The 23,697-nt window shown below is 54.2% G+C and carries 14 protein-coding genes and 1 tRNA gene; 6 read left to right on the top strand and 9 right to left on the bottom strand.

What is annotated here, in order from left to right; translation table 11 throughout:
* Positions 1-374 precede the first annotated feature (374 nt).
* The 8 genes from RGV33_RS01425 to RGV33_RS01460 all read right to left on the bottom strand — a co-directional run bounded on the left by RGV33_RS01425 (position 375) and on the right by RGV33_RS01460 (position 11,512).
* On the bottom strand, positions 375-734 hold the full coding sequence (locus RGV33_RS01425; protein ID WP_322142808.1) for a hypothetical protein: 360 nt from the start codon (positions 732-734) through the stop codon (positions 375-377).
* Positions 735-1,273: 539 nt separating this feature from the next.
* On the bottom strand, positions 1,274-1,843 hold the full coding sequence (locus RGV33_RS01430) for a hypothetical protein (protein WP_322142809.1): 570 nt from the start codon (positions 1,841-1,843) through the stop codon (positions 1,274-1,276).
* A 402-nt stretch (positions 1,844-2,245) separates the two neighbouring features.
* Complete coding sequence (locus RGV33_RS01435; protein WP_322142810.1) at positions 2,246-3,394, bottom strand: hypothetical protein; 1,149 nt, start codon at positions 3,392-3,394, stop codon at positions 2,246-2,248.
* Between the two features lie 40 nt (positions 3,395-3,434).
* Positions 3,435-3,875, bottom strand: coding sequence for a response regulator (locus RGV33_RS01440; RefSeq protein WP_322142811.1), 441 nt, complete (start codon positions 3,873-3,875; stop codon positions 3,435-3,437).
* Complete coding sequence (locus tag RGV33_RS01445) at positions 3,850-7,167, bottom strand: hypothetical protein (RefSeq protein WP_322142812.1); 3,318 nt, start codon at positions 7,165-7,167, stop codon at positions 3,850-3,852. The genes RGV33_RS01440 and RGV33_RS01445 overlap by 26 nt, the downstream gene beginning before the upstream one ends.
* 885 nt (positions 7,168-8,052) lie before the next feature.
* The gene (locus RGV33_RS01450; RefSeq protein WP_322142813.1) at positions 8,053-9,030 is read right to left on the bottom strand and encodes an integrase domain-containing protein; all 978 of its coding nucleotides are present in this window, start codon (positions 9,028-9,030) and stop codon (positions 8,053-8,055) included.
* A 911-nt stretch (positions 9,031-9,941) separates the two neighbouring features.
* Entirely contained in the window at positions 9,942-11,264 is a 1,323-nt protein-coding gene (locus tag RGV33_RS01455; RefSeq protein WP_322142814.1) for a tyrosine-type recombinase/integrase, read from the bottom strand.
* A gap of 172 nt (positions 11,265-11,436) precedes the next feature.
* A tRNA-Thr gene (locus RGV33_RS01460) sits at positions 11,437-11,512 on the bottom strand.
* 226 nt (positions 11,513-11,738) lie between these two features.
* Between RGV33_RS01460 and RGV33_RS01465 the strand changes: the two genes are divergently transcribed.
* Positions 11,739-12,149, top strand: coding sequence for a hypothetical protein (locus RGV33_RS01465; protein ID WP_322142815.1), 411 nt, complete (start codon positions 11,739-11,741; stop codon positions 12,147-12,149).
* Between the two features lie 138 nt (positions 12,150-12,287).
* On the opposite strand, the gene RGV33_RS01470 is transcribed toward RGV33_RS01465, so the two are convergent.
* Positions 12,288-12,524, bottom strand: coding sequence for a DUF2790 domain-containing protein (locus tag RGV33_RS01470; RefSeq protein WP_322142816.1), 237 nt, complete (start codon positions 12,522-12,524; stop codon positions 12,288-12,290).
* A 690-nt stretch (positions 12,525-13,214) separates the two neighbouring features.
* Here RGV33_RS01470 and bcsQ point away from each other — a divergent pair.
* From bcsQ to RGV33_RS01495, 5 genes are read left to right on the top strand one after another with little or no spacing between them, the layout of a single operon-like run.
* Positions 13,215-14,198, top strand: a complete 984-nt coding sequence (gene bcsQ, locus RGV33_RS01475) for a cellulose biosynthesis protein BcsQ (RefSeq protein WP_322148599.1) — start codon at positions 13,215-13,217, stop codon at positions 14,196-14,198.
* On the top strand, positions 14,195-16,414 hold the full coding sequence (gene bcsA / locus RGV33_RS01480; protein WP_322142817.1) for a UDP-forming cellulose synthase catalytic subunit: 2,220 nt from the start codon (positions 14,195-14,197) through the stop codon (positions 16,412-16,414). Before bcsQ ends, bcsA begins: the two co-directional genes overlap by 4 nt.
* On the top strand, positions 16,411-18,669 hold the full coding sequence (gene bcsB, locus RGV33_RS01485) for a cellulose biosynthesis cyclic di-GMP-binding regulatory protein BcsB (RefSeq protein WP_322142818.1): 2,259 nt from the start codon (positions 16,411-16,413) through the stop codon (positions 18,667-18,669). Before bcsA ends, bcsB begins: the two co-directional genes overlap by 4 nt.
* Positions 18,666-19,862, top strand: coding sequence for a cellulose synthase complex periplasmic endoglucanase BcsZ (bcsZ, locus tag RGV33_RS01490; RefSeq protein WP_322142819.1), 1,197 nt, complete (start codon positions 18,666-18,668; stop codon positions 19,860-19,862). Before bcsB ends, bcsZ begins: the two co-directional genes overlap by 4 nt.
* Entirely contained in the window at positions 19,844-23,695 is a 3,852-nt protein-coding gene (locus RGV33_RS01495) for a cellulose biosynthesis protein BcsC (RefSeq protein WP_322142820.1), read from the top strand. Before bcsZ ends, RGV33_RS01495 begins: the two co-directional genes overlap by 19 nt.
* Positions 23,696-23,697 lie beyond the last annotated feature (2 nt).

Raw genomic sequence — 23,697 nt, forward strand, 5'->3', positions numbered from 1 at the left:
AAAAAGCACTTATCCCCCTCCCGCCGACGGGGTTTGTGTCCTTTTTTTGTGCAAAGTCGGAAGTAGTGCAAACGAAGCTGCAGCCCAAGCGGGCCGTGGGGCTCTGCAGGCGATCGGCAATTTCACAGATTGCAAAGTTTTGAAGAGAAATGCAGTGCGGCTGCACACCAGTGCTATGGGAGTGCTTCAGCAGCGGACAGCCTAAGCCCCCGGCTTCATTGGGCGAAAAAATGAAAAACACCGTAATTTGTGGGTTTTCATTCTTGGATGGGCTCTTTTGAAGGCGCCTCGCTGATCGATGGCCGAAACGCCCTTTTGCTCTGGAGTCCCCGAATACTGTGGGCTGTAGCCGATGCGCTCCATTACAGGGAGTTTCACACCGATTCGGAGGCGGCCAAGCGAAGGTGGGGCAGCTCATTCAGCTTCTGCAGGCGCGTGAATTCATTCTGCACAACAGGGATCAGCAGGCGTTCCAGCGCGTCACGCAGCTTTGTTGCCTGCTCCTCGGTCAACTTTTTAACCGAGCCGGTCACGCTGCTGGCGCAGAGGACGTTAGCGGGGAGAATGCCCAACGCATCCATGGAACCGTCAATGTAGCCGGCCAAGTATTCCTGCCGTTTGAACAGTACGGAGCTTTCGGGGGCTTCCTGGTAATCCCAATGAACCTCCCAGGTCGAACTGTTCTTCTTAATTTCGATGATGGGTTCCGCTGCCTGGGACGCTGGCTTACGCATGCTTGCTTCCTTTGATCAGTGCGCGGCTGAGCATTCTGAGCATTAGCTTCGAGGCGTCCGCATTAATGTTTATTTAGGTTGACCCCCAAATCCCTGTCAGATCATGGATATCTGTCAGGGAGTGCCCTGCAGGCCCCGTGTTTACTGGGGTTCAGCTCTGACAGCGGGGTTGGATGTTTGTGTCAGTTTCTCCCTCAAAAATAAAAAACCCTTGTAAATCAAGCAGTTGAAAACAGCAAATCTGACACTGCTGTTTCGTCAGGTTTTGACAGGTCGCTGACAGCTTTCTGACAGTGATGCAAAACGCTGAAAGGCTTGAAATACAAGGGTTATAGAGTAGATGAATATAAATCTGACAAATCTGACAGGCTTTTAAGGGGTCAACCTTAATTTTTTTTCGCTTCGCATAAGGGGTGTTTGGTCATACGCGTACACATCGCACAGGCCCAAAAAACTCGGCCTATCACACCGCGATACTGCAGATACTCACACCTTCACGCATGGCCATCAGTGCATACCGCATCCTGCGCAACAGTTGATCAACCACTGATGAAATCACTCTGCGCCTTACTATAGGTGCTGATGCTCTCTACCAATCGCGCGCAGACATCTGCCATTGCGACCGCATCGTCGTAGGGTATTTCTCGATCCAGCATGTGCACCGCTTCGTTGCGAAGTTTGAATGTTCGTAGTACGGCCCGATACGTTGGCCCGTTTACGTGGCCCGCATCGCGAAGCAGGTCCAATTTCTGTCGCGGTAACGCGTGGGTGTTTGAATCCAGCCCCTCGCGCTTTAGCACCGCGTTCAAAGCACCTTCAACTTCGAGCCACGCGGCGATCATCCCTGCTCTAGGTGAGACGGCGGCAATTTGGAGTGGTACAGAAAGTTTGGGCGGTGGCGCGTCCGGCTCGTTTGCTGCAGCTGGCAGCTCTTCCTGGAGTGATTGCAAAGCTTCGGTGAGGTCAACATGGAGCTCGCCGTACTTGAAGCTTCGAATCTTGGGTATGAGGCCGAGGATAGGGCCTTTAAGGAGACAGACGACCGTAACAACCGCTGCCGGCCAGGCGACGGCGGAAACTAGAGCTGAAACAAACTGCATCCAATCCATGGTCACACTCCAAAAGCAGGCTCTTGTTACGTGGGTTGTTACGTGTGACACAAAAAACAAAGGCCTGCATCGCTGCAAGCCTTTGTTTTTAAATGGTGCGGCACCAGGAGTCGAATCAGACCCTATCTGCCCGTAATTTCGACATTTTTTTTTGGGTATAATAATTTCTACCTCATCATTTATCCTATTCCTTGGCCAAGGTAGACGCCTCGGCTGCTATGACGTCCAACCTCAGAATTCTCCCCGCGTAGCTGTCGTCCGTGAGTCTTCACATGCAGGTATCAAATAACGTGTGATAGAAAGCTTGGCATTTAGCAACGTTATTTTAACGTTCTCGTAACCCTCACACTTGAGGTGCATGATTAAAATAACGGTATTGTCAGCTTCACCTAATATCGTCCTCTAAGATGAATGAATCACAGTGATGATCTTGTTAATGATAATTATTGGGATGGATATATAGGCAATTGGTTTCAGCAGTGTAAGAAGTTTAATGCCTAAATCTACAATGTCTTGGCCGAAATAGTCTCTGCGTTCATCGTTAGCGGAGGGAGGAATATCTTTTGCTAGAGATGGAGTCCAAAAACGACTATAAAAAGAGCTTTCGTTGTACTCGGAAAAATAAAGTGAGTGACCGCCTTTAAAATAACGGTTTATAAATTTTCTTGTGTTCGATCTTCTAAATCCAATTCTGCCAGCGTCACCTAGTCGCAAAAGTAAAAATCTGGCAGCAAGAAGAACACCATCGCTTATTCCGCAGTCGTTTATTGTTAGTTCAGATTTGTTTACGATGTGATTTATATCGTAACCATGTGGCATTGGACTCCCACACATGACAACACACTTGATTCCTGCGTCGCCCTTATGGTTCTTGAGTGCTTCAGAAAGCACATAGGTCCCAAAGCTATGAGCAACAATATATATTTGCTTGTCAGGGTTTGCTTCAAAAGCGGCTAATACTTGCCCTGAAACCTGCTTTGCCTTTCTTGAGCGTAAAAATGGTATTGAGAATGATATTAGATCAAAAAAACCATAATTAACCTCGACGTATTCAAACTCCCTTGAATACGATTTCATCTCCTGGCGAAGACTTTCTTGCCACTGTCCATATGTTCTGATCCCATGTATGGTGATTAATACGCGGTCAGTATTCTGTTGGACTATTTTTCTTTTGGCTCCTATTATACTTTTAACTTGGGCTTCAAGTGTATCTAACCAATCAATGTTCGATAGAGATCCATCCAAGACTACAATAGCATTTTTTTGAAATTCGCCTTGGTGCTCTCGTAAATATTCAATGTCTGCGGTTAGCCCAATGGTTAGACTGGGGCGTATATAATTCTTACTAGGATTACAAATATCGGCCAGCAATTTTGTACTATTCACTGCGCTAGCAGTTCCATCGCTTTTCTTCGGTATCAGTACATCAAGAATAAGCAGGTCAAAATGCGTTTTTAGTTCTTCCCGTGCCCAATCAGATGAGTCACATGAGTGAACCGATACTTCAGAGGCAAGATGCTCTGCACCTAGTAATTCCTCGATTACTCCCACTCGGGTCGAACTGTCATCTACGATTAATATTTTTATCAATTTATAAGTTCTCTATAATCTCGGACAAAGTTTCTTTCCACTTCGAGTTAGCAGAGTCAAAGAAAATAGTGCCTTTGTAGTAATCCCCCATGACAGTTAACAGATCTCTAATCTGATCAATGCTGAGATTTCTAGTGTCATCACTGAAGTCGGTGTATCCAGTTAACACAGCAAATGGACTTAAACGGTTTAGCTTCTTAAGGCGGGTGGCAATTTCTTTTCCTGCGAGAGTTCGGAATCTTCCACCGCGATCAGTTTCTGTACGGTCAAATGTTGGCATGCTCATGTCGAGCACGATGAAGTCAAAGTGGCTTTCACTGGCGATAGTTAGGCCGCTATTATAGGCTGCAGCCTCAAATACTTCTGCGCCGTGTTCTGACTTCAAAAAGTCAACGACTTTTTCACGCTTCAAATGATTATCTTCGATTACTAAAATTTTCATGCTTAAGTCCTATGGTGGATATAAAATTGTCGTCGGTTGCCTCGATGTTGTACGAAAAACCTGGAGATGAGTTGTGAAGCAGATTATATATTTTGTAAATTCCGCTACCCCCTTCTTCTCTACTTAGATTGGAGTTGCTATCGTTCCAGCGAGCTTTATGGTGTGATATGAAGACTTGTTTATCGCCGAAACTTTCTACGTCTATTAAATTTTGAACAGTTACTGTATCTGTATTATTCTGTGTAGAGTGAGCTATTTGCACTGCTGACTCAAATTTCCGATACTTCACAGCATTTTCTATTGCCGTGAAAAGTGCAATGAACAGTGATCTTGATTCTCGATAGTTTAAAATTAGATCGCTTTTTTGTTGGCTGAAAGTTATCTCAGCTCCTTTATGACCGTAAATGGATTGGAAAGACGTTACTGATGCCTCCAACACAACACCTAGAGGCTCAAAGCTTTCAACTCCATCAGAACCAACGAATTTGAACCAGTTGAGCACAAGCTCTATCTCTTTACTAAAACTAGATCTGCAATTTCTTATCTCTTGCATCAACTCACCCATAGGCGCTCTTGCCTTTGAGGTAGTGATCTCACTTTCTAAATTATGGATATCGTTCAGTATGAGCGAATGCAATGTATCATTTATAAGGTTCTGAGCTTTTTTTGCATGCTCGGCAGCTAACTGCCACATATATTCAATCAGTGAGTCGAAGAAGCTATCAAATTTGTCGTGATTATCTAGTATCTTAGAAATATGAACTAGTCGGGAATAATAGGCCGAGAAATCAAAGATATAATTATTTTTTTCAGCGCCATCGACATGTACTCTAAAATGATTATTGATGTCTTTCAGGGTAGTATCAACTTTCCGCGAGAATCCTCTAAATATTATATCAATTTCTTCTTTTATTCCTGCTGTTAAATAAGAATACTTTTCTTCCCAATATGTATTTGGCAAATACTCACCGTTTTTTTCAACAGTAATTAGTTTCGCCTTTTCAAAGCATGCGCGCAATTGCGTCACAAAAACAGTATGCCTTATCTCTGCGCTGAGGTACTTATCTAACCCATAGTTTTCGTTTAAAGCAAAGTCTCGCGCTGCTGCAGTGAAAATTTTATATAGCAAACTTGTTTTTTCATTTGATGAAACAGCAAGGGGTAGTCCTGTATCACCTGATTCAATTTCGAGTATGTCTGTAGAGCTTTTGTCAAAATCTTTTAAGTTAAGAGGGGCAAGTGCTGTGCCTCCCTCAATTGACTTTGCTTGATCAAATAATTTTTTATAGTAGTGCTTGCGATGGGTTTCCAGAGCCTGAATGTCTACAAAAAGTTTGCCAGTCTCAATTTTAGCTCGTAATTTATCTGAAAATAATGTTTCGAGAACTTTATCTTTTTCTATTTTCAGTGCTTCTGCTATTTCCGGAGATGCTAATATCAGCCTGTCTAAAATTGCGACACGTTCATGAATAACTTGATCGTTGTTTTTGAATGCGCCTATATTGTCTAGTTGGAAAGGTACGCAAATATATCGCAAGAAGTATTTCTCGTTTTCTTCTAAAGTTTCCCCGGGGAATAATATCGTTGGCTTATGAGTTTTTTTTGCACCAAGCAAGTCAATAAAGAGTTCGGTTTTTAGCTCTTCATATGCCCCGTTCTGTTCTCTATTATATATGTCTAGTGTTATCAGGCATGAGATAAAGGTGGCGTTATCAGGCTTATCCAAATCAGCTATTTCGCCACATATTGTTGCCATTGGTAAGTAATATGAAGCAAATCTGTTTTTAAAATAACTGTCAATGGAAAAGTTTATAAGGCTCATCCAGTCTTGTTTTTGTATGTATCGGGCTGACTGAACTTTTAAATAGTCGGCTAGTATCGGAAAGTGCGAAGGTGTTAGGTGTAGTTTTTCAGAGTCTTCATATCCGTGGCGTATTGCCCTTTCTGACGGAATTCTACTGATTTCAACGTCTGTAAATAGGGCGCGCTTCTGTATTGATGTGAAGGCTTTAGGTGTGTTCCAGCGACCTAATGCAAGTGTAGCTCTACGGCTAAGCTCTATAACTTGATCCTCTTCAACCTCTGAAAGAATGTGAGTCAAATGAAACATCAAGGATTTAGCCCAAACTTCGCTTCTGAATTTAACGCAGAGTTTTCGCAAATAGGCTATGCACTCGTCACTATTTGGTTGAAGCATAAAAATGCTACTGAGGCTATTTGCTATGTGGTCATATAAATGTTTGTCAGTAGTGCTGCCAACATAGACCTTGGCTCTGGCGTAAATTTCTATTAGTCCGAACGTTAACTCTAAGCCGCCTGATATAGCTTTGGAGACAGCTTCAATCACGGAGTTATAGTTGCCACGAGTATAATCATCAACGATCGCCATCGTAGCAACATCAACATCATGATTTTTATTCAGAAGGTTGAAGAGCTCTTCATCCTGAAGAATTTCAGCGAGTTCTAGCGATAGCTTCTCTATCGTCGGATCTAACGACTCCCCTCGAACGTATATTTCCGAAAGTATGGTTTTGAAGAGAAGGTATTGATCTACTATGGACTCCATTCTATAGTTATTCAGATCTTCCAGAGATACTTTTCTGTTTTTGTCAAATGCAATAGGCAGTTGCATGCAGGATAATACTGCACCGTATGATATTATTCCTTTAAGGCCAGAGGCTCGATATTCTTTTAGCTGGGCTTCAAGTATGCTCGCGAAGACAGATATATTATTGCTTTCTGACATAAGCAAGATGTCACGGATTTTGCTCGAAACATCATGGTTGGGGAAATTGTCTTGGATACGATTTATAATTTCTTTAGTAGGTGCTTTGTCTAGCTCTTTTATCACATGAATTCTGTTGGAAATTGCCCACCAACAATGACTGACAGATTCTACTGTATTTAATGCAGCATTGGCTCTTGGTAAGTCAGATGACAGTAAGGATAGATTAAATTCGATTCTGGCTGTATTGAAAATTTTCAATTCTTTCGCGCAGTTAAAAAATAATCCGAGCGCCCAGTACACATAGTGGTTACTGTTGACGAAATTTTTCGTACTAAGAATTTGATAGTGAGTGTCTTTGTTGTACAGCGGTTTACATATTTTAGGAAGTAATTTGCTACGGGATAAGTTGACAATGTTGGTGGTCAGCCTTGCATCACTTAGTGCTTTAAGCTGTGTGAGTATCCGGTGGCCAACGTTCCCCAAGGTTTCCCCGTGTCGTCTAATATAAATATTGGGGTCATTGCTGATTCTTTTTTTGTTGTTTAAACCTTTTTTTTGTTTCATCTGGCATATCCATGTTTTGTTCGCGCTTAACTCGATCGCATTCTGCACGAATGTGCATTCCATACTTTATTTATGTTTCTAAACCATGCTTTAAAATTAAGTGATGGCATTTTAGCGTCATCGGCTCAAAAAATCCACGTTATCGATAAACATTTTTTTGAGTTTCCTATTACTTGGCTCGCTATTTCGCCTTGTCAACTAAACTGCTGAATGCTAATCATGTCGCTAATAGTGTGGGGGCTTATGTATAATTCGAGGTAAGCTATATTTCGGTGTATGGTTTTACCTGTGAACGGTTTTAATGATGTGAATAGTTGTCTTTATATGTGGCATATACGCTCATGCTGCATTGGTTTGTGATGTTTAGCTTTGAGGAGTAGATATATCGGCATGTATCTGCAACTTTTTTAACGTCTCAGCTATGGGTTTTCTAATTGTGTCATATAGTCGGGTGTTTATGAGGGGACGGTTGCTTCTTAGGATGTTAAGTCTCGTAGCGCCAAATATAGCGGCATAGGTTTTTAAAGTATAGAGAACTCATAGGGGGTGCTTTATTACAAGTTACTACTGTTAAGTTGACATTTAGTTTTTTTAGTTGGATTAGTGAATAAATATATTTAGACTATAGCCAGGTTTTGTTTGAACGAGATTCAATTAGTCGAGCTGTTAATTTGTAGTAGTAGTGAGTAGCAGGGGAGTGGTATATGGCAGATGAATTAAGAAACCATGTGAGGTGTTTTTTTTGCCATGTCCATGGGTTGCTACGTCCCCAACGTTCGCAGATGGCTGCCTGAATTTTTTCGGCTTGTCGCAGGTGTCGGATGCGTGTGGCCTGAGACCCTTTGAGAGTACTGCTTAGAAAGATTTCCATATCGAAAGGTGCATTCATTGGCGACCTCCAATGTAGGCGCCAACGACATCGGTACGGCTGTGCCCTAACTCATAGCTAATCTTAGCTCGCGCAACTAAGTCTAGTTTTCGGTCAAGCTGGTAGCAATTGCCATTGTTGATAGGGGAAGGATGATTGGTGATTTTTTCATAGCGATTGCAGGCATACGCTGCTCGCAACTCATGAAAGCCTTTTAATCCGTGATCGTGAAGTATGTCCCGAGCGGGAGCTATGACTCCACGGAGGAAATCACGGTAGTGTTCCTGCGGGAACAACAGATTGCTACTACCGTGAGGTGAGGTCAGGTAGGCAAAGCTCAGTGCTCTAAGGATTTCTTTGTCGACGGTGATCCAACGAGGCGCTGTTGCGCCTGAGCGGCCACCTTTGGTGCCGTCCTGAATATTGATCTTGCCGTATTGTTCGGCCTCGCGCTTTAGGCGTGGAAGATCGGCCAAAATGGCCTCGCGCAATCGCATTCCGGTCGCTCGCGCCAACTGCGCGATGGCCGCGGCACGTGGATGCTGTTCACGGAGCGCGTCGACGATCCGCCTCACCTGATCACTATCCTGGCCTTGCGGGGCGATTGTGCGGATGGTAGTGCGCTGCATTCCTAGCGCCTTGCTCGGGCTCGGCACTTTTATGTACCGATCACCGCGAAGCGCGACCATGGTTCGGTTTACGCTGGACAACCGGTTTTGCGCGGTGGCGATGGCGAGGTCACCTTGTTCAACTTGGTGACGCAGATGCCCTGCGTAGTCCAGTAACGTCTGCTGGTTAATCTGCCGCGCATCGTTGAACCCTGGCCCATCCTCTGACCGACACCAGCGCACAAATGCCTGCCACCGATCACTGTGTGCTTTGACGGTCCCGTAATGCCCACCGCCAAACAGATCTTTCAATGCTTGCGATCCGGCATAGCTCAGTTGCCGGCCATAGCCAAAATTTCGCCCGTCTCGTCTACCGACCAATGCCATGATCGAACTCCTCTCGAAGCCAAAACTTTTAAAACCTTCCCCACGTCATCCCGCCAAGAATGTTGAGTGTTATCAGGGATCAAGGCCCCTGCGACCTGTGAGGATTGTCCACTAACGCGGGACTGGCGGCTCTTTACGACCGGGAGCTTGGGCATCTCATGATCTGGCCTCCTGAACACCGAATACCGGTGGGCGGGTGGAGGCTGCATTGGCTGACGGGGCCAATGCCGCGAGATCCTGAGTCGAGTGAAGGCAGTGAGGCGATGACCGGGGCATACCTGACTGTCAGTCAGGTGTAGTCCATTCCGTGGGCTGCGGCACCATCATCTGCATCGCTGTTGCTGGTGACTTCGGTGTTTGTCACGCCGATTGTCACGAGGGGAAATGCCGCAAAGCCTTGTACGAGTTGGGCTGCAGCAGCGGTAGGAGCGCCCGTCTCTTTCCGGAGGAAAGAGACGGGCGCAGGTTGGCGCAAGGAAATGGCCAAGCGGATAGGTTGCTGCAGGGCAGCTATGAAAGGGGGTGAGTTGCCGCAGTGGGCGCACTGGTAAAAGTAGGCATCCATCACATCGATGTGACCGTGCGAGCTACCGGACGCTAATCGCACTTTGGGGAGAACCACCACGGTGTGGCGTAGCCTTAAAGGTTCTGGCTACCTGGGTTGCTGTCAACGACAGCGCTTTGCCCGATCTTTTCTACGCCTGTGGATAATTCGGGTCAAGACTCCAATTTTCGGGAGTTCTGCGGCTGTGGATGAAATTATCCACCGGTGGAAATCAGTGGTTTTCCACAGACAGTTGTGTGGGCTTTAGATTTTTTAAGTGAGGTCCATCCAAGCAGGGCGGCTTTGCAGCCCTGTTTGGATGGACCCGCGTGGACAAGCGGATCGCTGAGATATGAAGATCGAGCGCTTACTCAGTTGCGCCACGTTTTGCTTTTAGGCGAGTGACGTTCACTCCGGTCTGGTTCGCGAATTCGTGTGGAGTGACATGCTCCTGCCGGTTGGCCTCCAGGTACCGGCTCCACCAGTTCATGATCAGCCTGCGCTCCTCGATGAACTCGGCCTTGTGGATGTAAGCGGCGCGGACGTTGTTGCGCTCCTTGTGGCTCATCTGCCGTTCAATAGCTGTCTCCGACCACAATCCTGACTCGATCAGTGCGCTGCAGGCCATCGAACGAAACCCATGTCCGCAGATATCGGTTTTGGTGTCGTACCCCATCGTCCGTAGCGCATTGTTCACGGTATTTTCGGACATAGGTTTCCAGGGCTTGGCATCGCCTGCAAACACCAGGTCGAATTTACCGGTGAGGGCGTGGATCTGTTCAAGCAGAGTCACCGCTTGCGGCGATAAGGGTACTAAATGGATATCCCCTGCCATCTTCGTACCCCTTGTGGAAAAGGGTACTCCCTCCAACGCGGGTCGAGTGTCCGGTATCTCCCAGGTGCCGCGCTTGAGGTCGAACTCGCTCCAGCGTGCGAAACGCAGTTCGCTGGATCGTACAAACACATGCAGTGACAGCATCACCGTCAGACGGGTAAGTGCCCGGCCTTTATAGGTGTCGATCCGCTCCTGCAGTTCCGGTAGTCGCGATAAGGGTAGGGCGGGGCGATGGATCACCCGCGGGGCCTTGATCGAGCCTTCGAGGTCGTAAGCAGGGTTTATGGTGATAAGCCGGAGGCGCTTTGCCTCGCGCATGATGCTCTGCAGGTAGTTTTGTACCCTTAAAGCAACGTCTATCGTTCCGCGCTTCTTGATCGCTTCCAAGGGCTGCATGAGGTCATGGGTGTCGAGGTCGACAATGGCGCGGGCGCCGATCAGCGGGAACACGTGGGTTTTGAGGCGGCTCATCACAGTCTTGGAGTGGCCTGGTGCCCACTTGGCCGACATTTCCGTGTGCCAGTCCAGCGCAACGCTTTCAAAGGTTTTGCCTTTGATCACAGCTTCCGCCTTGGTTTGGTGCTTGGTCTCTATGGGATCAATGCCATCCGCCAGCATTCGCTTGACCTCCAAGCGCTTGCGGCGCGCGTCGGCGAGGCCAATGATGGGATAGTTGCCGAACGAGGTCAGTCCTTCCCGTCCGTCAGGTTTGACGTAACGGAGCCGCCAGCCTTTACGGCCATTGGGTTGGACTAGAAGGTAGAGGCCGTCGCCGTCGAAAAGCTTGTAGGCGCGGTCGGTGGGCTTGGCTGAGCGGCAAGCCGAATCAGAGAGTGGAGCAGTGGTGCGCGACATAAGGGTACTCCCTTTTATCGAAGTGACCTTTACCCCAAACTCTACCCTTAAACCGGTTGGAATCCACAAGGATTCACCGGAATCCGACGGAACGCCAAAACGAAAAAACCCGCCAGAAGGCGGGTTTTTCGGGGGATCCAGAGATTTTGAAAGCCTTCTCTGGAACCTTGTATGGTGCCGGCACCAGGAGTCGAACCCGGGACCTACTGATTACAAGTCAGTTGCTCTACCAACTGAGCTATACCGGCGTGTTAGGGCGACGATTATAGCGATTGGAAAGCATCTGTAAACCCCTGAATTCTGACTATTTTTGCAATCGCCCGGGTTTTCTTTGCTTGGCCTCGTTTCAACCACCCCAACCCTGCAAATCCCGTGCGCTGGATCACTGGAAATACCCTTCGCCTAGTGGCAACATGCCATCCATTGCGGGCCCTTGTTAGGGCGTCCCAAGGATGAAATAGAAGGAAGCACCACGTGAAACGGATTATCTCCCTGGCCCTTTTGGTCCTAGCCGCCACCCTCAGTGGCTGCGCCGCCAACAAGCCAGTCAATGACCCCGCCTTGGTCGGCCAATGGAAAGGCCTGCGTGCAGAAAGCGCCAAATGTCAGTTCCTGTCCTGGAACAACAACCTCAAGCCCGACGGCCGCTTCACCATCACGTTTTTCCGTGATGCGCAGCAAACCCAGCCGATTCAAACCGAGAACGGCACCTGGTCCGCGGCCAATGGCAAGAATGAGTTGAGAACCGATGGCGTGCGTACGCCGGATATCTACACCTACAAGATGGTCGACACTGACACCGTTCATTACGTGAGTGTGGCGGCGGACCCGGCTGGCGATTGCCAGGAAGAGTATGAGTTCACCGAGCACCGTATTCGCGGTTAAAGCCATTTAGCTGCAGATGAGATTTTGTGGTCAGGGAGCTTGCTCCCGCTGGAGTGCGCAGCGCTCCCTCTGTTTTTGGGGCTGCTTCGCAGCCCAGCGGGAGCAAGCTCCCTCGCCACAGGTTTGTCGTTCGCCTTATTAGCTGCCTTCGTTGCATGAATCTGCAAACTTCATGTAGTCAAACACTCGCTTATGCCCTTGGGAATCGAGGTAGGTCAGCCGCGCATTTACCACGCCGCAGGCCGCGCCACCATCGTCCACGGTCGACAGCACTCGCTGCACATCCGGCTTTTGGCGGGCCTCGGCCTGAGCCGAAAAAGCGGCAACGTTGAGCAAGGCAAGCAGGCAACTGGCGATGAAGGGTTTGCGGTTCATGGTGGTGTCCTCGGGGGTCAATAGGCGGTGTGTTTCGTTGGAGCCTATTGAGCGACCAGAAGGTATCCGGCCTGTGTCATGCACCCCGGCTTTTTGCCTCGGGATGTGTTGAAAGGGGAATTGCATACAACTTGATACGCAAATAGGACCATTAGAGGGTTTAGTGAGCGAGATCGACTTACTTAGATTTTATCGACATAACGGTCATCGTTTTTACCTTGAATAAGGCGATTCTTGCCGTATTCTGTTTCGAAATATTAAGCGTCATATTAATAGCGGAATCGTTTAAGCCCTTTGTCAGGGAGCAATAAGGATTAATTAGTTAGTTGATATTGGGTTCGTCAGTCGAGCGCATTTCCTGTCTGGTAGGCCAGGAAAATAGCGACAGAAATATCTTAACCTTTTGATCTGTAAGTTAATATCAAAAACGCCAAAAAACAGTCAAAAAAACGACGCCATGCCACTCGTCGGAAAGAATTAGTCTAAAAGCATCAAAATACTGACACCATCACTTTGATATCACAGAATGCCGCCTGCCAACACATAACTAGAAAAACCAAGGTCAGCCAACGCGCTGACCTTTTTATCGCCTTTAAAGCGTATTAAGTGGGAGGGCCGTGGGTGAGTCGCGCAGACGATATTTCAAAACTATTCAATAAGCTGGGCGCCAATCCAAATGGCTACCGGGAGATGCAGGCCGTCCACGATTATCTTGAAGATGACGTGGTCGTTGAGCGTTTCGACGCCTTGCCCATCCCAACCCAGGCCGCATCTGCGGTCGTACTCGATGAGCCGCCGTCGGCGCCTTTGCTGCGCTTGCTCGAAGAGCTGACCCATGCCGAAGCCGATCATGTGCAACCGCCCGAAGTGGTGGAGGGGCCGACCGGTGAGGTGTACTCGGATCAATCGTCGCCCAAGGTGATCGTGGTGGTCTCGCTCAAGGGTGGTGTCGGTCGCAGTATGCTGACTGCCGCCATCGCCAGCGGCTTGCAGCGTCAAGGTCGCCCTGCACTGGCGCTGGACCTGGACCCGCAAAACGCCCTGCGTCATCACTTGTGCCTGGGCCTGAATTTACCCGGCCTCGGCGCGACGAGCTTGAGCAATGAGCCCTGGGATGGCCTGGTAGAGCGCGGCTTCGCGGGTTGCCGCTTGGTAGCGTTCGGTGACACCGACAACGACCAGCAACAGAACCTCAACCGCTGGCTGGGGCAGGACGTCGAGTGGCTGCCCAAGCACCTTGCCGGCCTGCGCCTGAACGGGCAGGACACCGTGGTGATCGACGTGCCGGCTGGCAATACGGTGTACCTGCGTCAGGCCATGGCCCTGGCCGATGTGGTGTTGGTGGCCGTGCAGGCGGATGTCGCCTCGTTCAGCACCCTGGCCCAGATGGACAGTGTGCTGGCGCCGTACCTTGAGCGCGAAAAACCGCCACAGCGTTACTACGTGATCAACCAACTCGACGGCGCCCACCGCTTCAGCCTGGACATGGCCGAAGTGTTCAAGGCCCGCCTCGGCAATGCTCTGCTCGGCACGGTGCACCGTGACCCGGCGTTCAGCGAAGCCCAGGCCTGTGGCCGCGATCCTCTCGACCCTACCGTCAACAGTCTCGGCTGCCAGGACATTCATGCCCTGTGCCGCACGCTGCTCGAACGCATCGATTCGGACCTTCCATGACCGACACTACGTCCTCCACGCCTCACACTCCGGGGCGCGCTGAACAGCGCCTAGATGCCGCCATTTCGCGCTTCAACCGCTGGCCCGACGCGCTGCGCAAAGTGCTGGTGGTGGTCAGTTGCGTGATCGGGACCATGCTGTTGGTGAGCATTGTCAGCGCCCCGCTGGACCTCTACAGCCAATGCCTGTTTGCCGCCGTGTGCTTCCTTGCGGTGCTGGTGCTGCGCAAGATTCCCGGGCGCATGGCGATCCTCGCGCTGGTGGTGTTGTCGCTGGTGGCGTCGCTGCGCTACATGTACTGGCGGTTGACCTCTACCCTGGGCTTTGAAACCTGGCTGGACATGCTCTTCGGCTACGGCCTGGTGCTCGCCGAGCTGTACGCGCTGGTGGTGCTGATCTTCGGCTACGTGCAAACCGCCTGGCCGCTGCGCCGCGAGCCGGTGTGGCTCAAGACAGAACCGTCCGAGTGGCCCACCGTCGACGTGTTCATCCCGACCTATAACGAGGCATTGAGCATCGTTAAATTGACCATCTTCGCCGCTCAGGCGATGGATTGGCCCAAGGACAAGCTGCGCGTGCACGTCCTCGACGATGGCCGTCGCGATGATTTTCGCGATTTCTGCCGCAAGATCGGCGTGAACTACATCCGTCGCGATAACAACTTCCACGCCAAGGCCGGCAACCTCAATGAGGCGTTGAAGGTCACCGACGGCGAATACATCGCGCTGTTCGACGCCGACCACGTGCCGACCCGTTCCTTTTTGCAGGTCAGTCTCGGCTGGTTCCTCAAGGACCCCAAGCTTGCGATGTTGCAAACGCCGCACTTCTTCTTTTCGCCCGACCCGTTTGAAAAGAACCTCGACACCTTCCGCGCCGTGCCCAACGAGGGCGAGCTGTTCTACGGCCTGGTGCAGGACGGCAACGACCTGTGGAACGCGACTTTCTTCTGTGGCTCGTGTGCGGTGATCCGCCGTAAGCCGTTGCTGGAAATCGGCGGCGTGGCCGTCGAGACCGTGACCGAAGACGCCCACACCGCCCTCAAGCTTAACCGCCTGGGCTATAACACCGCCTACCTGGCGATCCCGCAGGCGGCGGGCCTGGCCACCGAGAGCCTGTCGCGCCACATCAACCAGCGCATCCGCTGGGCGCGGGGCATGGCGCAGATTTTCCGCACCGACAACCCGCTGCTGGGCAAAGGCCTGAAGTGGGGCCAGCGCATCTGCTACGCCAACGCCATGCTGCACTTCTTCTATGGTTTGCCGCGCCTTGTGTTCCTGACCGCACCGCTGGCCTACCTGATTTTTGGCGCGCAGATCTTCCACGCTTCGGCGCTGATGATCGTCGCGTATGTGTTGCCGCACTTGGTGCATTCAAGCCTCACCAACTCACGAATCCAGGGGCGTTTTCGCCACTCGTTCTGGAACGAGGTCTACGAGACCGTGCTGGCCTGGTACATCCTGCCGCCGGTATTGGTCGCGCTGGTCAACCCGAAGGCCGGTGGCTTCAACGTCACCGACAAGGGCGGGATCATCGACAAGCAGTTCTTCGACTGGAAACTTGCAAGGCCATACCTGGTACTGCTCGCGGTGAATCTGGTCGGCCTGGGCTTCGGTCTCTATCAGTTGATCTGGGGCGATGAGTCCACCGCGGTTACCGTGGCGATCAACCTGACCTGGACCCTCTACAACCTGATCATCACCAGTGCTGCGGTGGCGGTGGCTTCCGAGGCGCGGCAAGTGCGTTCCGAGCCGCGGGTCAGCGCTAAATTGCCGGTCAGCGTGATCTGCGCCGATGGTCGTGTGCTCCAGGGCATGACCCAGGATTTCTCACAAAACGGCTTCGGCCTGATCCTCGCCGACGGGCACGAAATTGCCCAGGGCGAAGCGGTGCAGCTGGTGCTGTCGCGCAACGGCCAAGACAGCCTGTTCCAGGCGCGGGTGGTGTTCAGCAAGGGCGCGCAGATTGGCGCGCAATTCGATGCATTGTCGCTGCGCCAACAAAGCGAACTGGTACGCCTGACGTTTTCCCGCGCCGACACCTGGGCCGCCAGTTGGGGCGCCGGCCAACCCGATACACCGTTGTCTGCCCTGCGTGAAGTCGGTGCCATCGGCATCGGCGGCCTGTTTACCCTGGGCCGCGCCACGCTGCATGAATTGCGTCTGGCCCTGCGCCGCACTCCCTCACAACCGCTCGATACGCTGATGGACAAGCCATGACTTCCACACTATTTGCCCGCCCGCAGTCGCGCGGTGTGCTCGCGCTGATGATCGCTTCGCTGCTGGGCCTGGGCTCGCAGGCGCAGGCCGCTGCACCCGCCGTTGCGGTGCAGAGCACTGATGACGGCTACAGCCTGACCCTCAAGCAATTGGGCCGTCGCGACACCATGAACCTGCAAGGCGTGGAAGCGTCCGACAGCGTCAACTTCGACATCCGTGCCGATGAGGTGGTGAAGGGCGCGCAACTGTTGCTCAAGTACAGCTACTCGCCGGCGCTGCTGGCGGACCTGTCGCAGATCAACGTGCTGGTCAACGACGAAGTCGCCGCCAGCCTGCCGCTGCCCAAAGACGGCGCGGGCATCCAGCAGGAAAAGCTGGTGCAAATTCCGGCGCACCTGATCACCGAATTCAACCGCTTGAGCCTGCAGTTCATCGGCCACTACACCATGTCCTGTGAAGACCCGCTGCACAGCAGCCTGTGGGCCAAAATCAGCAACAACAGTGAGCTGAAAGTGCAGGTGCAACCGATCGTCTTGAAAGACGACCTGTCGGTGCTGCCGCTGCCGTTCTTCGACAAGCGTGACGCGCGCCAGGTCAGCCTGCCGTTCGTGTTTGCCACCGCGCCCGACAACGCCGCGCTGGAAGCCGCCGGTGCACTGTCGTCGTGGGTCGGCGGCATGGCCAGCTATCGCGGCGCGACATTCCCCACTACCCTCGGCGAGATCCCGGCCAAGGGCAATGCCATCGTGCTGGTGCAAAGCACCCAGGCCGTGGACGTGCACGGTGTGGCCGTGCCTGAGCCTAAAGGGCCGACCCTGACCCTGATCGCCAACCCCAACGACCCGAATGGCAAGCTGCTGATCGTCTCCGGCCGTGACGGCGCTGAACTCAAGCGTGCCGCCACCGCCGTGGTGCTGGGCAACCCGGTGCTGACTGGCAACAGTGTGGTCATCACCAAGCTCGACACCCTGGCCCCACGCACGCCGTACGACGCGCCGAACTGGTTGCCCAGCAACCGCCCGGTGCGCCTTGGCGAGCTGGTGGAGCTGAAAAAACTCAACGTCTCGGGCTACAACCCGGGCCCGATCAGCGTCGACCTGCGCCTGCCGCCCGACCTGTTCAACTGGCGTGAAGAGGGCGTGCCGCTCACCGTCAAATACCGCTACACGCCGCAGCAGGTGTCCACCAACTCCTCCTTGCTGATTGGCCTGAACGACCAGTTCATGAAGTCCGTCGCGCTGCCTTCGGTGACCAACCTGGGCGGCGGGCAAAGCCTGCTCGACCAGCTCAAGAAAGACGAAACCCTGCCCCGTGAAGTGACGACCCTGTTGCCGATCAGCTCGGCTTCGCCCAAGTCCAAGCTGCAACTGCGCTTCATGTATGACTACATCAAGGAAGGCGAATGCCGGGACATCATCGTCGACAACATGCGCGGCGCGATTGACCCGGATTCGAGCCTGGACCTGAGCCGCTACCAGCACTTTATTGCCATGCCGAACCTGGGCGTGTTCAACGACTCCGGCTTCCCGTTCACCCGCCTGGCTGACCTTTCGGAATCTGCCGTGGTGATGCCGGACAACGTTGGCACCGATGAACTGAGCGCTTACCTGACCGTGATGGGTCGCTTCGGCGAGTCCACCGGCTACCCGGCCACCGCCGTCAAAGTGGTGCAGGCCAAGGACGTGCAAAGCGTTGCCGATAAAGACTTGCTGGTGCTCGCCACCGGCGGCAACCAGCCGCTGTTGCAGCAATGGCAGCAGTACCTGCCGGCCACCAGTGACGGCCCGCAGCACCACTTCCTGCTGTCTGACCTGCCACGTTATGTACGCAGCTGGATCAGCCCCGACGCCGCAGCCAACCAGCACCCGGCCAACGCCGGCATCACCTTCAGCGGCTTGAGCAGCAGCACCTGGTTCGCCGGTTTCCAATCGCCGCTCAAGGCCGGGCGCAGTGTGGTGCTGATCGCCAGCAACCAGCCTCAGGGCCTGCTTGAAGCGACCTCGGCGCTGATTGGCGGTGACGACTACAAAGATTCGATCCAGGGCAGCCTGGCGGTGGTGCAGGGCACCCAGATCAGCTCGCTGGTTGCAGACCAGCAGTACTACGTCGGCAACCTGAACTACTTCAAATTCATGCAATGGCAGCTGTCCCAGAACCTGGGCTGGATGCTGGCGATTACCTTCCTCGGCTTGTTGGTGCTGACCTGCCTGATCTACCTGGCACTGCGTGCCCGTGCAAAACGGCGGTTGGCATGAGCCCTTTGCGTAGCGCGATTCTGGCTGTGATGGGTACGGCAATGTTTGCCGGTGCAGCCCAGGCGCAGACCTGTGATTGGCCGCTGTGGCAGAACTACGCCAAGCGCTTTATCCAGGACGATGGCCGGGTGCTGAACTCGTCCATGAAACCGACGGAAAGCAGCTCCGAAGGGCAGTCGTACGCGATGTTCTTTGCCTTGGTCGGCAACGACCGGGCGACCTTCGACAAGCTCTGGACCTGGACCAAGGCCAACATGGCGGGCGCCGATATCGGCCAGAACCTGCCGGCCTGGTTGTGGGGCAAGCGCGACGACGGCAAGTGGGGCGCAATCGACCCCAACTCCGCCAGCGACGCCGATTTGTGGATGGCTTACGCCTTGCTCGAAGCGGCGCGGGTGTGGAATGCACCGCAGTACCGCAGCGACGCGCAACTGGTGTTGGCCAATGTTGAACGCAACCTGATCGTGCGTGTGCCGGGCCTGGGCAAGATGCTGTTGCCGGGGCCGGTGGGCTATGTGCATGCAGGTGGCCTGTGGCGCTTTAACCCAAGCTATCAAGTGTTGCCACAACTGCGCCGCTTTGCCAAAGAGCGCCCGAACGCCGGGTGGAACGAAGTGGCCGAGAGCAACGCAAAGATGCTCGCCGACCTGCCGAGCAATCCCCACGGTCTGGCGGCTAACTGGGTGGCTTATCGCGCGACCAGCGCGACCACCGGGCTGTTTATCGTTGATCCGTTTTCCGATGACCTGGGCAGCTACGATGCGATCCGCACTTACCTCTGGGCCGGCATGACCGCCAAGAGCGACCCGCTGGCCGCGCCGATGCTCAAGGCGTTGGGCGGTATTTCCCGCGCCACCGCTTCGTCGGTCAGCGGTTTGCCGCCAGAGAAAGTCCACGTGCTGACCGGCGAAGTGGAGAAAAACAACGGCTACACGCCGATGGGTTTCTCGGCTTCCACCGTGGCGTTCTTCCAGGCCCGGGGTGAAACCGCCCTGGCGCAACTGCAAAAGCAGAAGGTCGATGACGCCCTCGCCAAAGCCCTCGCGCCTTCGGCACCGGACAGTGCCCAACCGATTTACTACGACTACATGCTCAGCCTGTTCGGCCAGGGCTTTGCTGATCAAAAGTACCGTTTCGAACAAGACGGCACGGTGAAATTATCCTGGGAGTCAGCATGCGCCGTCACACGCTAGCCATTGCGATTCTGGCCGCCCTGGCTTCCAGCGCCAGTTTTGCCGAAACCACTGACCCGCAAAGCCTGCTGATCGAGCAGGGCTATTACTGGCAGTCGAAAAAGAACCCGGAACGCGCCCTCGAGACCTGGCAGAAACTGCTGCGCCTGAGCCCCGACCAACCGGATGCGCTGTACGGCATCGGGCTGATTTCGGTGCAGCAACAGCGCCCGGCCGAAGCGCAAAAGTACCTGGCCCGCCTGCAGGCGTTGAGCCCGGTGCCGCGCCAGGCCTTGCTGCTGGAGCAGGACATCACCGTTAACATTCCGGCCAACGCCAAGCTGCTGGAACAGGCCCGCGAGTTGGGCGAGCCCGAAGAAGAGCGCGAACAAGCGGTGGCGTTATATCGCCAGATCTTCCAGGGGCGCGAGCCTCAGGGCTTGATTGCCCGCGAGTATTACAACACCCTCGGCTTTACATCCAAGGGCACGAACGAGGCCATCGCCGGTTTGCAGCGCTTGTCCCGCGAGCGGCCGAATGACCCGATTGTGGCGCTGTTTCTGGCCAAGCACTTGGCGCGTAACCCGGCCACCCGTGCCGACGGCATTCGTGCCCTGGCCAAGCTGGCACCGAACAACGACGTGGGCGGCAACGCCGATGAAACCTGGCGCTTTGCGCTGATCTGGCTCGGCCCGCCGAAGAGTGACCAGGTGTCGCTGTTCCAGCAGTTTCTTGCGGCGCACCCGGACGACACCGAGATCCGCGCGCTGATGAACAAGGGCATTGCCCAAGGCAAGGGCGGCGCCGCTTGGCAGCGTGATCCGCAGATGACCAAGGCATTCAAGGCGCTGGATGACGGCGACCTGAAAACCGCCGAACCGCTCTTGGCAGCGCGCCTCAACCAAAAATCCAACGACGTCGATGCCCTTGGCGGCATGGGCGTTCTGCGTCAACAGCAGCAGCGCTTCACCGAGGCCGAAAGCTACCTGGTGCAGGCCACCCGCTTGCCGGGTGGCGCGGCGTGGCAGTCGGCGCTCAATGATGTGCGCTACTGGAACCTGCTCAACCAGGCCCGTGACGCCCAGCGTGGCGGCCGCACCAGCCAGGCTCGCGAGCTGGTGGCCCAGGCCGAACGCCTGAACCCTGGCCAGCCCGGCGCTGCTGTGGCGCTGTCGGGTTTCCAGGCTCAGGACAATCAGTTCGACGCGGCCGAAGCCGGCTACCGCAAAGTGCTGGCGCGCCATCCTGGCGACCCGGATGCCCTGAGTGGTTTGATCAACGTGCTGTCCCAATCGGGGCAGCCGGAAGAAGCCTTGAAGCTGATCGATTCGGTATCGCCCGCCGAGCGCGCCAAGTTCGCGCCGAGTGTGAAAATTACCGCATTGCGTGCTACCCAAGTCGGCAAACTGGCCGAGCAACGGGGCGATTTGAAAGCCGCGCAAGCCGCCTACAAACAAGCCCTTGATGCCGACCCGGAAAACCCGTGGACGCGCTTCGCCCTGGCGCGCATTTACCTGCGCGACGGCCAGATTCGCAACGCCCGAGCCTTGATCGACGGCCTGCTGGCCAAGCAACCCAACCAGCCGGACGCGCTGTACACCAGCACGCTGTTGTCGGCCGAGTTGGGCGAGTGGAAGAAAGCCGAAGAGACCCTGGCGCGTATCCCGGCCGGGCAACGTACCGCGGACATGAACGAGCTGGGCATCGATATCGCGCTGCACAAGCAGACCGACATCGCCATCGAAACCGCCCGCCGTGGCCAGCGCCCGGAAGCCCTCGCGCTGCTGGGCCGCAGTGAAGCCATGACCCGGCAGAAGCCTGAGCGCCTGGCGATTCTGGCGGCCGCTTATGTGGAAGTCGGGGCGACGCAGCAAGGCCTGGATATCATGCAAAAGGTTCTGGATAACAATCCGAACCCGACCATCGACCAGAAACTGCTGTACGCCAACGTGCTCCTCAAGGCCAACCACTACACCGAGGCGGGCGACATCCTGCGCGAAGTGCAGGGCCAACCTCTAAGTGAAACAGGCCGTCAGCGCTACGACGATTTGATCTACCTGTACCGGGTCAAACAGGCTGACGCCTTGCGTGAGAAAAACGACCTGGTGGCGGCCTACGACATGCTGTCGCCGGCCCTTGCGCAGCGCCCCAATGATGCAATGGCGGTAGGTGCCCTGGCGCGGATGTACGCGGCCAGCGGCAACAGCAAAAAAGCCATGGAGCTTTACGCACCGCTGATCCAGCAGAACCCGAACAACGCCCGTCTGCAACTGGGCCTGGCGGATATCGCCTTGCAAGGCCGTGACCGTGGCCTGGCAGAAAGCGCCAGTGACAAGGCGCTGGCGCTGGAGCCGGGTAACCCTGAGATCCTCACGTCGGCGGCACGCATCTATCAAGGGCTGGGCAAAAACAACGAAGCGTCTGCGTTGCTGCGCAAGGCGCTGGCGATTGAGAACAGCCAGAAGAGCCAAACCCAATTGGCCCAGGCCGGTTCCCAAGGCGTGGCTTACAACCCCTTCGTGGGCTTGCCGGGCCAGCGTCGCCAAGTCACCGACCTGACCGTCGCCGGTGCGGTTCCGCCGCCGATTGATGCACCGGCCAATGTCGTGCCGGAAAATGCCTTGGCGACCTCCGGACGTTCGGTGCCGAACAACTTGAATGAGCCGTTTGAGGCGCCGTCGAGCATTGCTTCGCTCGACACTGCCAACCTGAGCCCGGCACGTCGTGCGCTGGATACGATCCTGCGGGATCGTACCGGTTACGTGGTGCAGGGCTTGAGCGTTCGTAGCAACAACGGTGAAAGCGGCCTGAGCAAAATCACGGATGTTGAGGCGCCGTTCGAGGTTCGGATTCCGGTGGGTGATCTCAATGTTGCCGCGCGCGTGACGCCAGTGCACTTGAGTTCGGGCAGCGTGAAAACCAACTCCGCCACTCGGTTTGGTGGTGGCACCAATGACCCGGCTGGCTCGCAAAGCGACACCGGCGTCGGCCTGGCCATTGCCGTGGAGAACCCGGATGAAGGCCTCAAGGCCGATATCGGCGTCAGCCCGCTGGGCTTTCTGTACGACACCATCGTCGGTGGCGCCAGCGTCTCGCGGCCGTTCTCTCAAGGTTCGAACTTCCGCTACGGCGTCAACGTTTCCCGGCGCCCGGTCACCGACAGCGTGACCTCCTTTGCCGGTTCTGAAGACAAGCGTACCGGCGAGAAATGGGGCGGTGTGACCGCCAACGGCGGGCGTGGCGACCTGAGCTACGACAACCAGAAGCTGGGTGTGTATGGCTACGCCTCGTTGCACGAGATGCTGGGCAACAACGTCGAAGACAACACCCGCCTGGAACTGGGCAGCGGCATCTACTGGTACCTGCGCAATACCCCGACCGACACCCTGACCCTCGGTATCAGCGGTTCGGTCATGGGCTTCAAGGAGAACCAGGGTTACTACACCTACGGCCAGGGCGGTTACTTCAGCCCGCAGCGCTTCTTCTCCCTGGGTGTGCCGGTGCGCTGGGCGCAGAGTTTTGATCGCTTCAGCTACCAGATAAAAAGTTCGGTGGGCATCCAGCATATCGAGCAAGATGCGGTCGATTATTTCCCGGGGCATGACCAGCTCCAGAGTGACCGGGGCGATCCGAAATACGCCAAGGACAGCAAGACCGGCATCGGCTACAGCTTCAACGCCGCCGCCGAATACCGCCTCAGCTCGCGCTTTTACCTGGGTGGCGAAGTCGGTCTCGACAACGCCCAGGACTATCGCCAGTACGTCGGCAACGCCTACCTGCGCTACCTGTTTGAAGACCTGAGCGGGCCTATGCCCTTGCCGGTCAGTCCGTACCGTTCCCCTTATTCGAATTGATT

Source organism: Pseudomonas sp. Bout1, from assembly GCF_034314165.1.
Taxonomy (GTDB): Bacteria; Pseudomonadota; Gammaproteobacteria; order Pseudomonadales; family Pseudomonadaceae; genus Aquipseudomonas.

Excerpts from the sequence above, each read along its gene's own strand:
- RGV33_RS01425 (WP_322142808.1), bottom strand. The coding sequence starts at position 734 with ATGCGTAAGCCAGCGTCCCAGGCAGCGGAACCCATCATCGAAATTAAG.
- RGV33_RS01430 (WP_322142809.1), bottom strand. The coding sequence starts at position 1,843 with ATGGATTGGATGCAGTTTGTTTCAGCTCTAGTTTCCGCCGTCGCCTGG.
- RGV33_RS01440 (WP_322142811.1), bottom strand. The coding sequence starts at position 3,875 with ATGAAAATTTTAGTAATCGAAGATAATCATTTGAAGCGTGAAAAAGTC.
- RGV33_RS01445 (WP_322142812.1), bottom strand. The coding sequence starts at position 7,167 with ATGAAACAAAAAAAAGGTTTAAACAACAAAAAAAGAATCAGCAATGAC.
- RGV33_RS01450 (WP_322142813.1), bottom strand. The coding sequence starts at position 9,030 with ATGGCATTGGTCGGTAGACGAGACGGGCGAAATTTTGGCTATGGCCGG.
- RGV33_RS01455 (WP_322142814.1), bottom strand. The coding sequence starts at position 11,264 with ATGTCGCGCACCACTGCTCCACTCTCTGATTCGGCTTGCCGCTCAGCC.
- RGV33_RS01470 (WP_322142816.1), bottom strand. The coding sequence starts at position 12,524 with ATGAACCGCAAACCCTTCATCGCCAGTTGCCTGCTTGCCTTGCTCAAC.
- bcsQ (WP_322148599.1), top strand. The coding sequence starts at position 13,215 with ATGCAGGCCGTCCACGATTATCTTGAAGATGACGTGGTCGTTGAGCGT.
- bcsA (WP_322142817.1), top strand. The coding sequence starts at position 14,195 with ATGACCGACACTACGTCCTCCACGCCTCACACTCCGGGGCGCGCTGAA.
- bcsB (WP_322142818.1), top strand. The coding sequence starts at position 16,411 with ATGACTTCCACACTATTTGCCCGCCCGCAGTCGCGCGGTGTGCTCGCG.
- bcsZ (WP_322142819.1), top strand. The coding sequence starts at position 18,666 with ATGAGCCCTTTGCGTAGCGCGATTCTGGCTGTGATGGGTACGGCAATG.
- RGV33_RS01495 (WP_322142820.1), top strand. The coding sequence starts at position 19,844 with ATGCGCCGTCACACGCTAGCCATTGCGATTCTGGCCGCCCTGGCTTCC.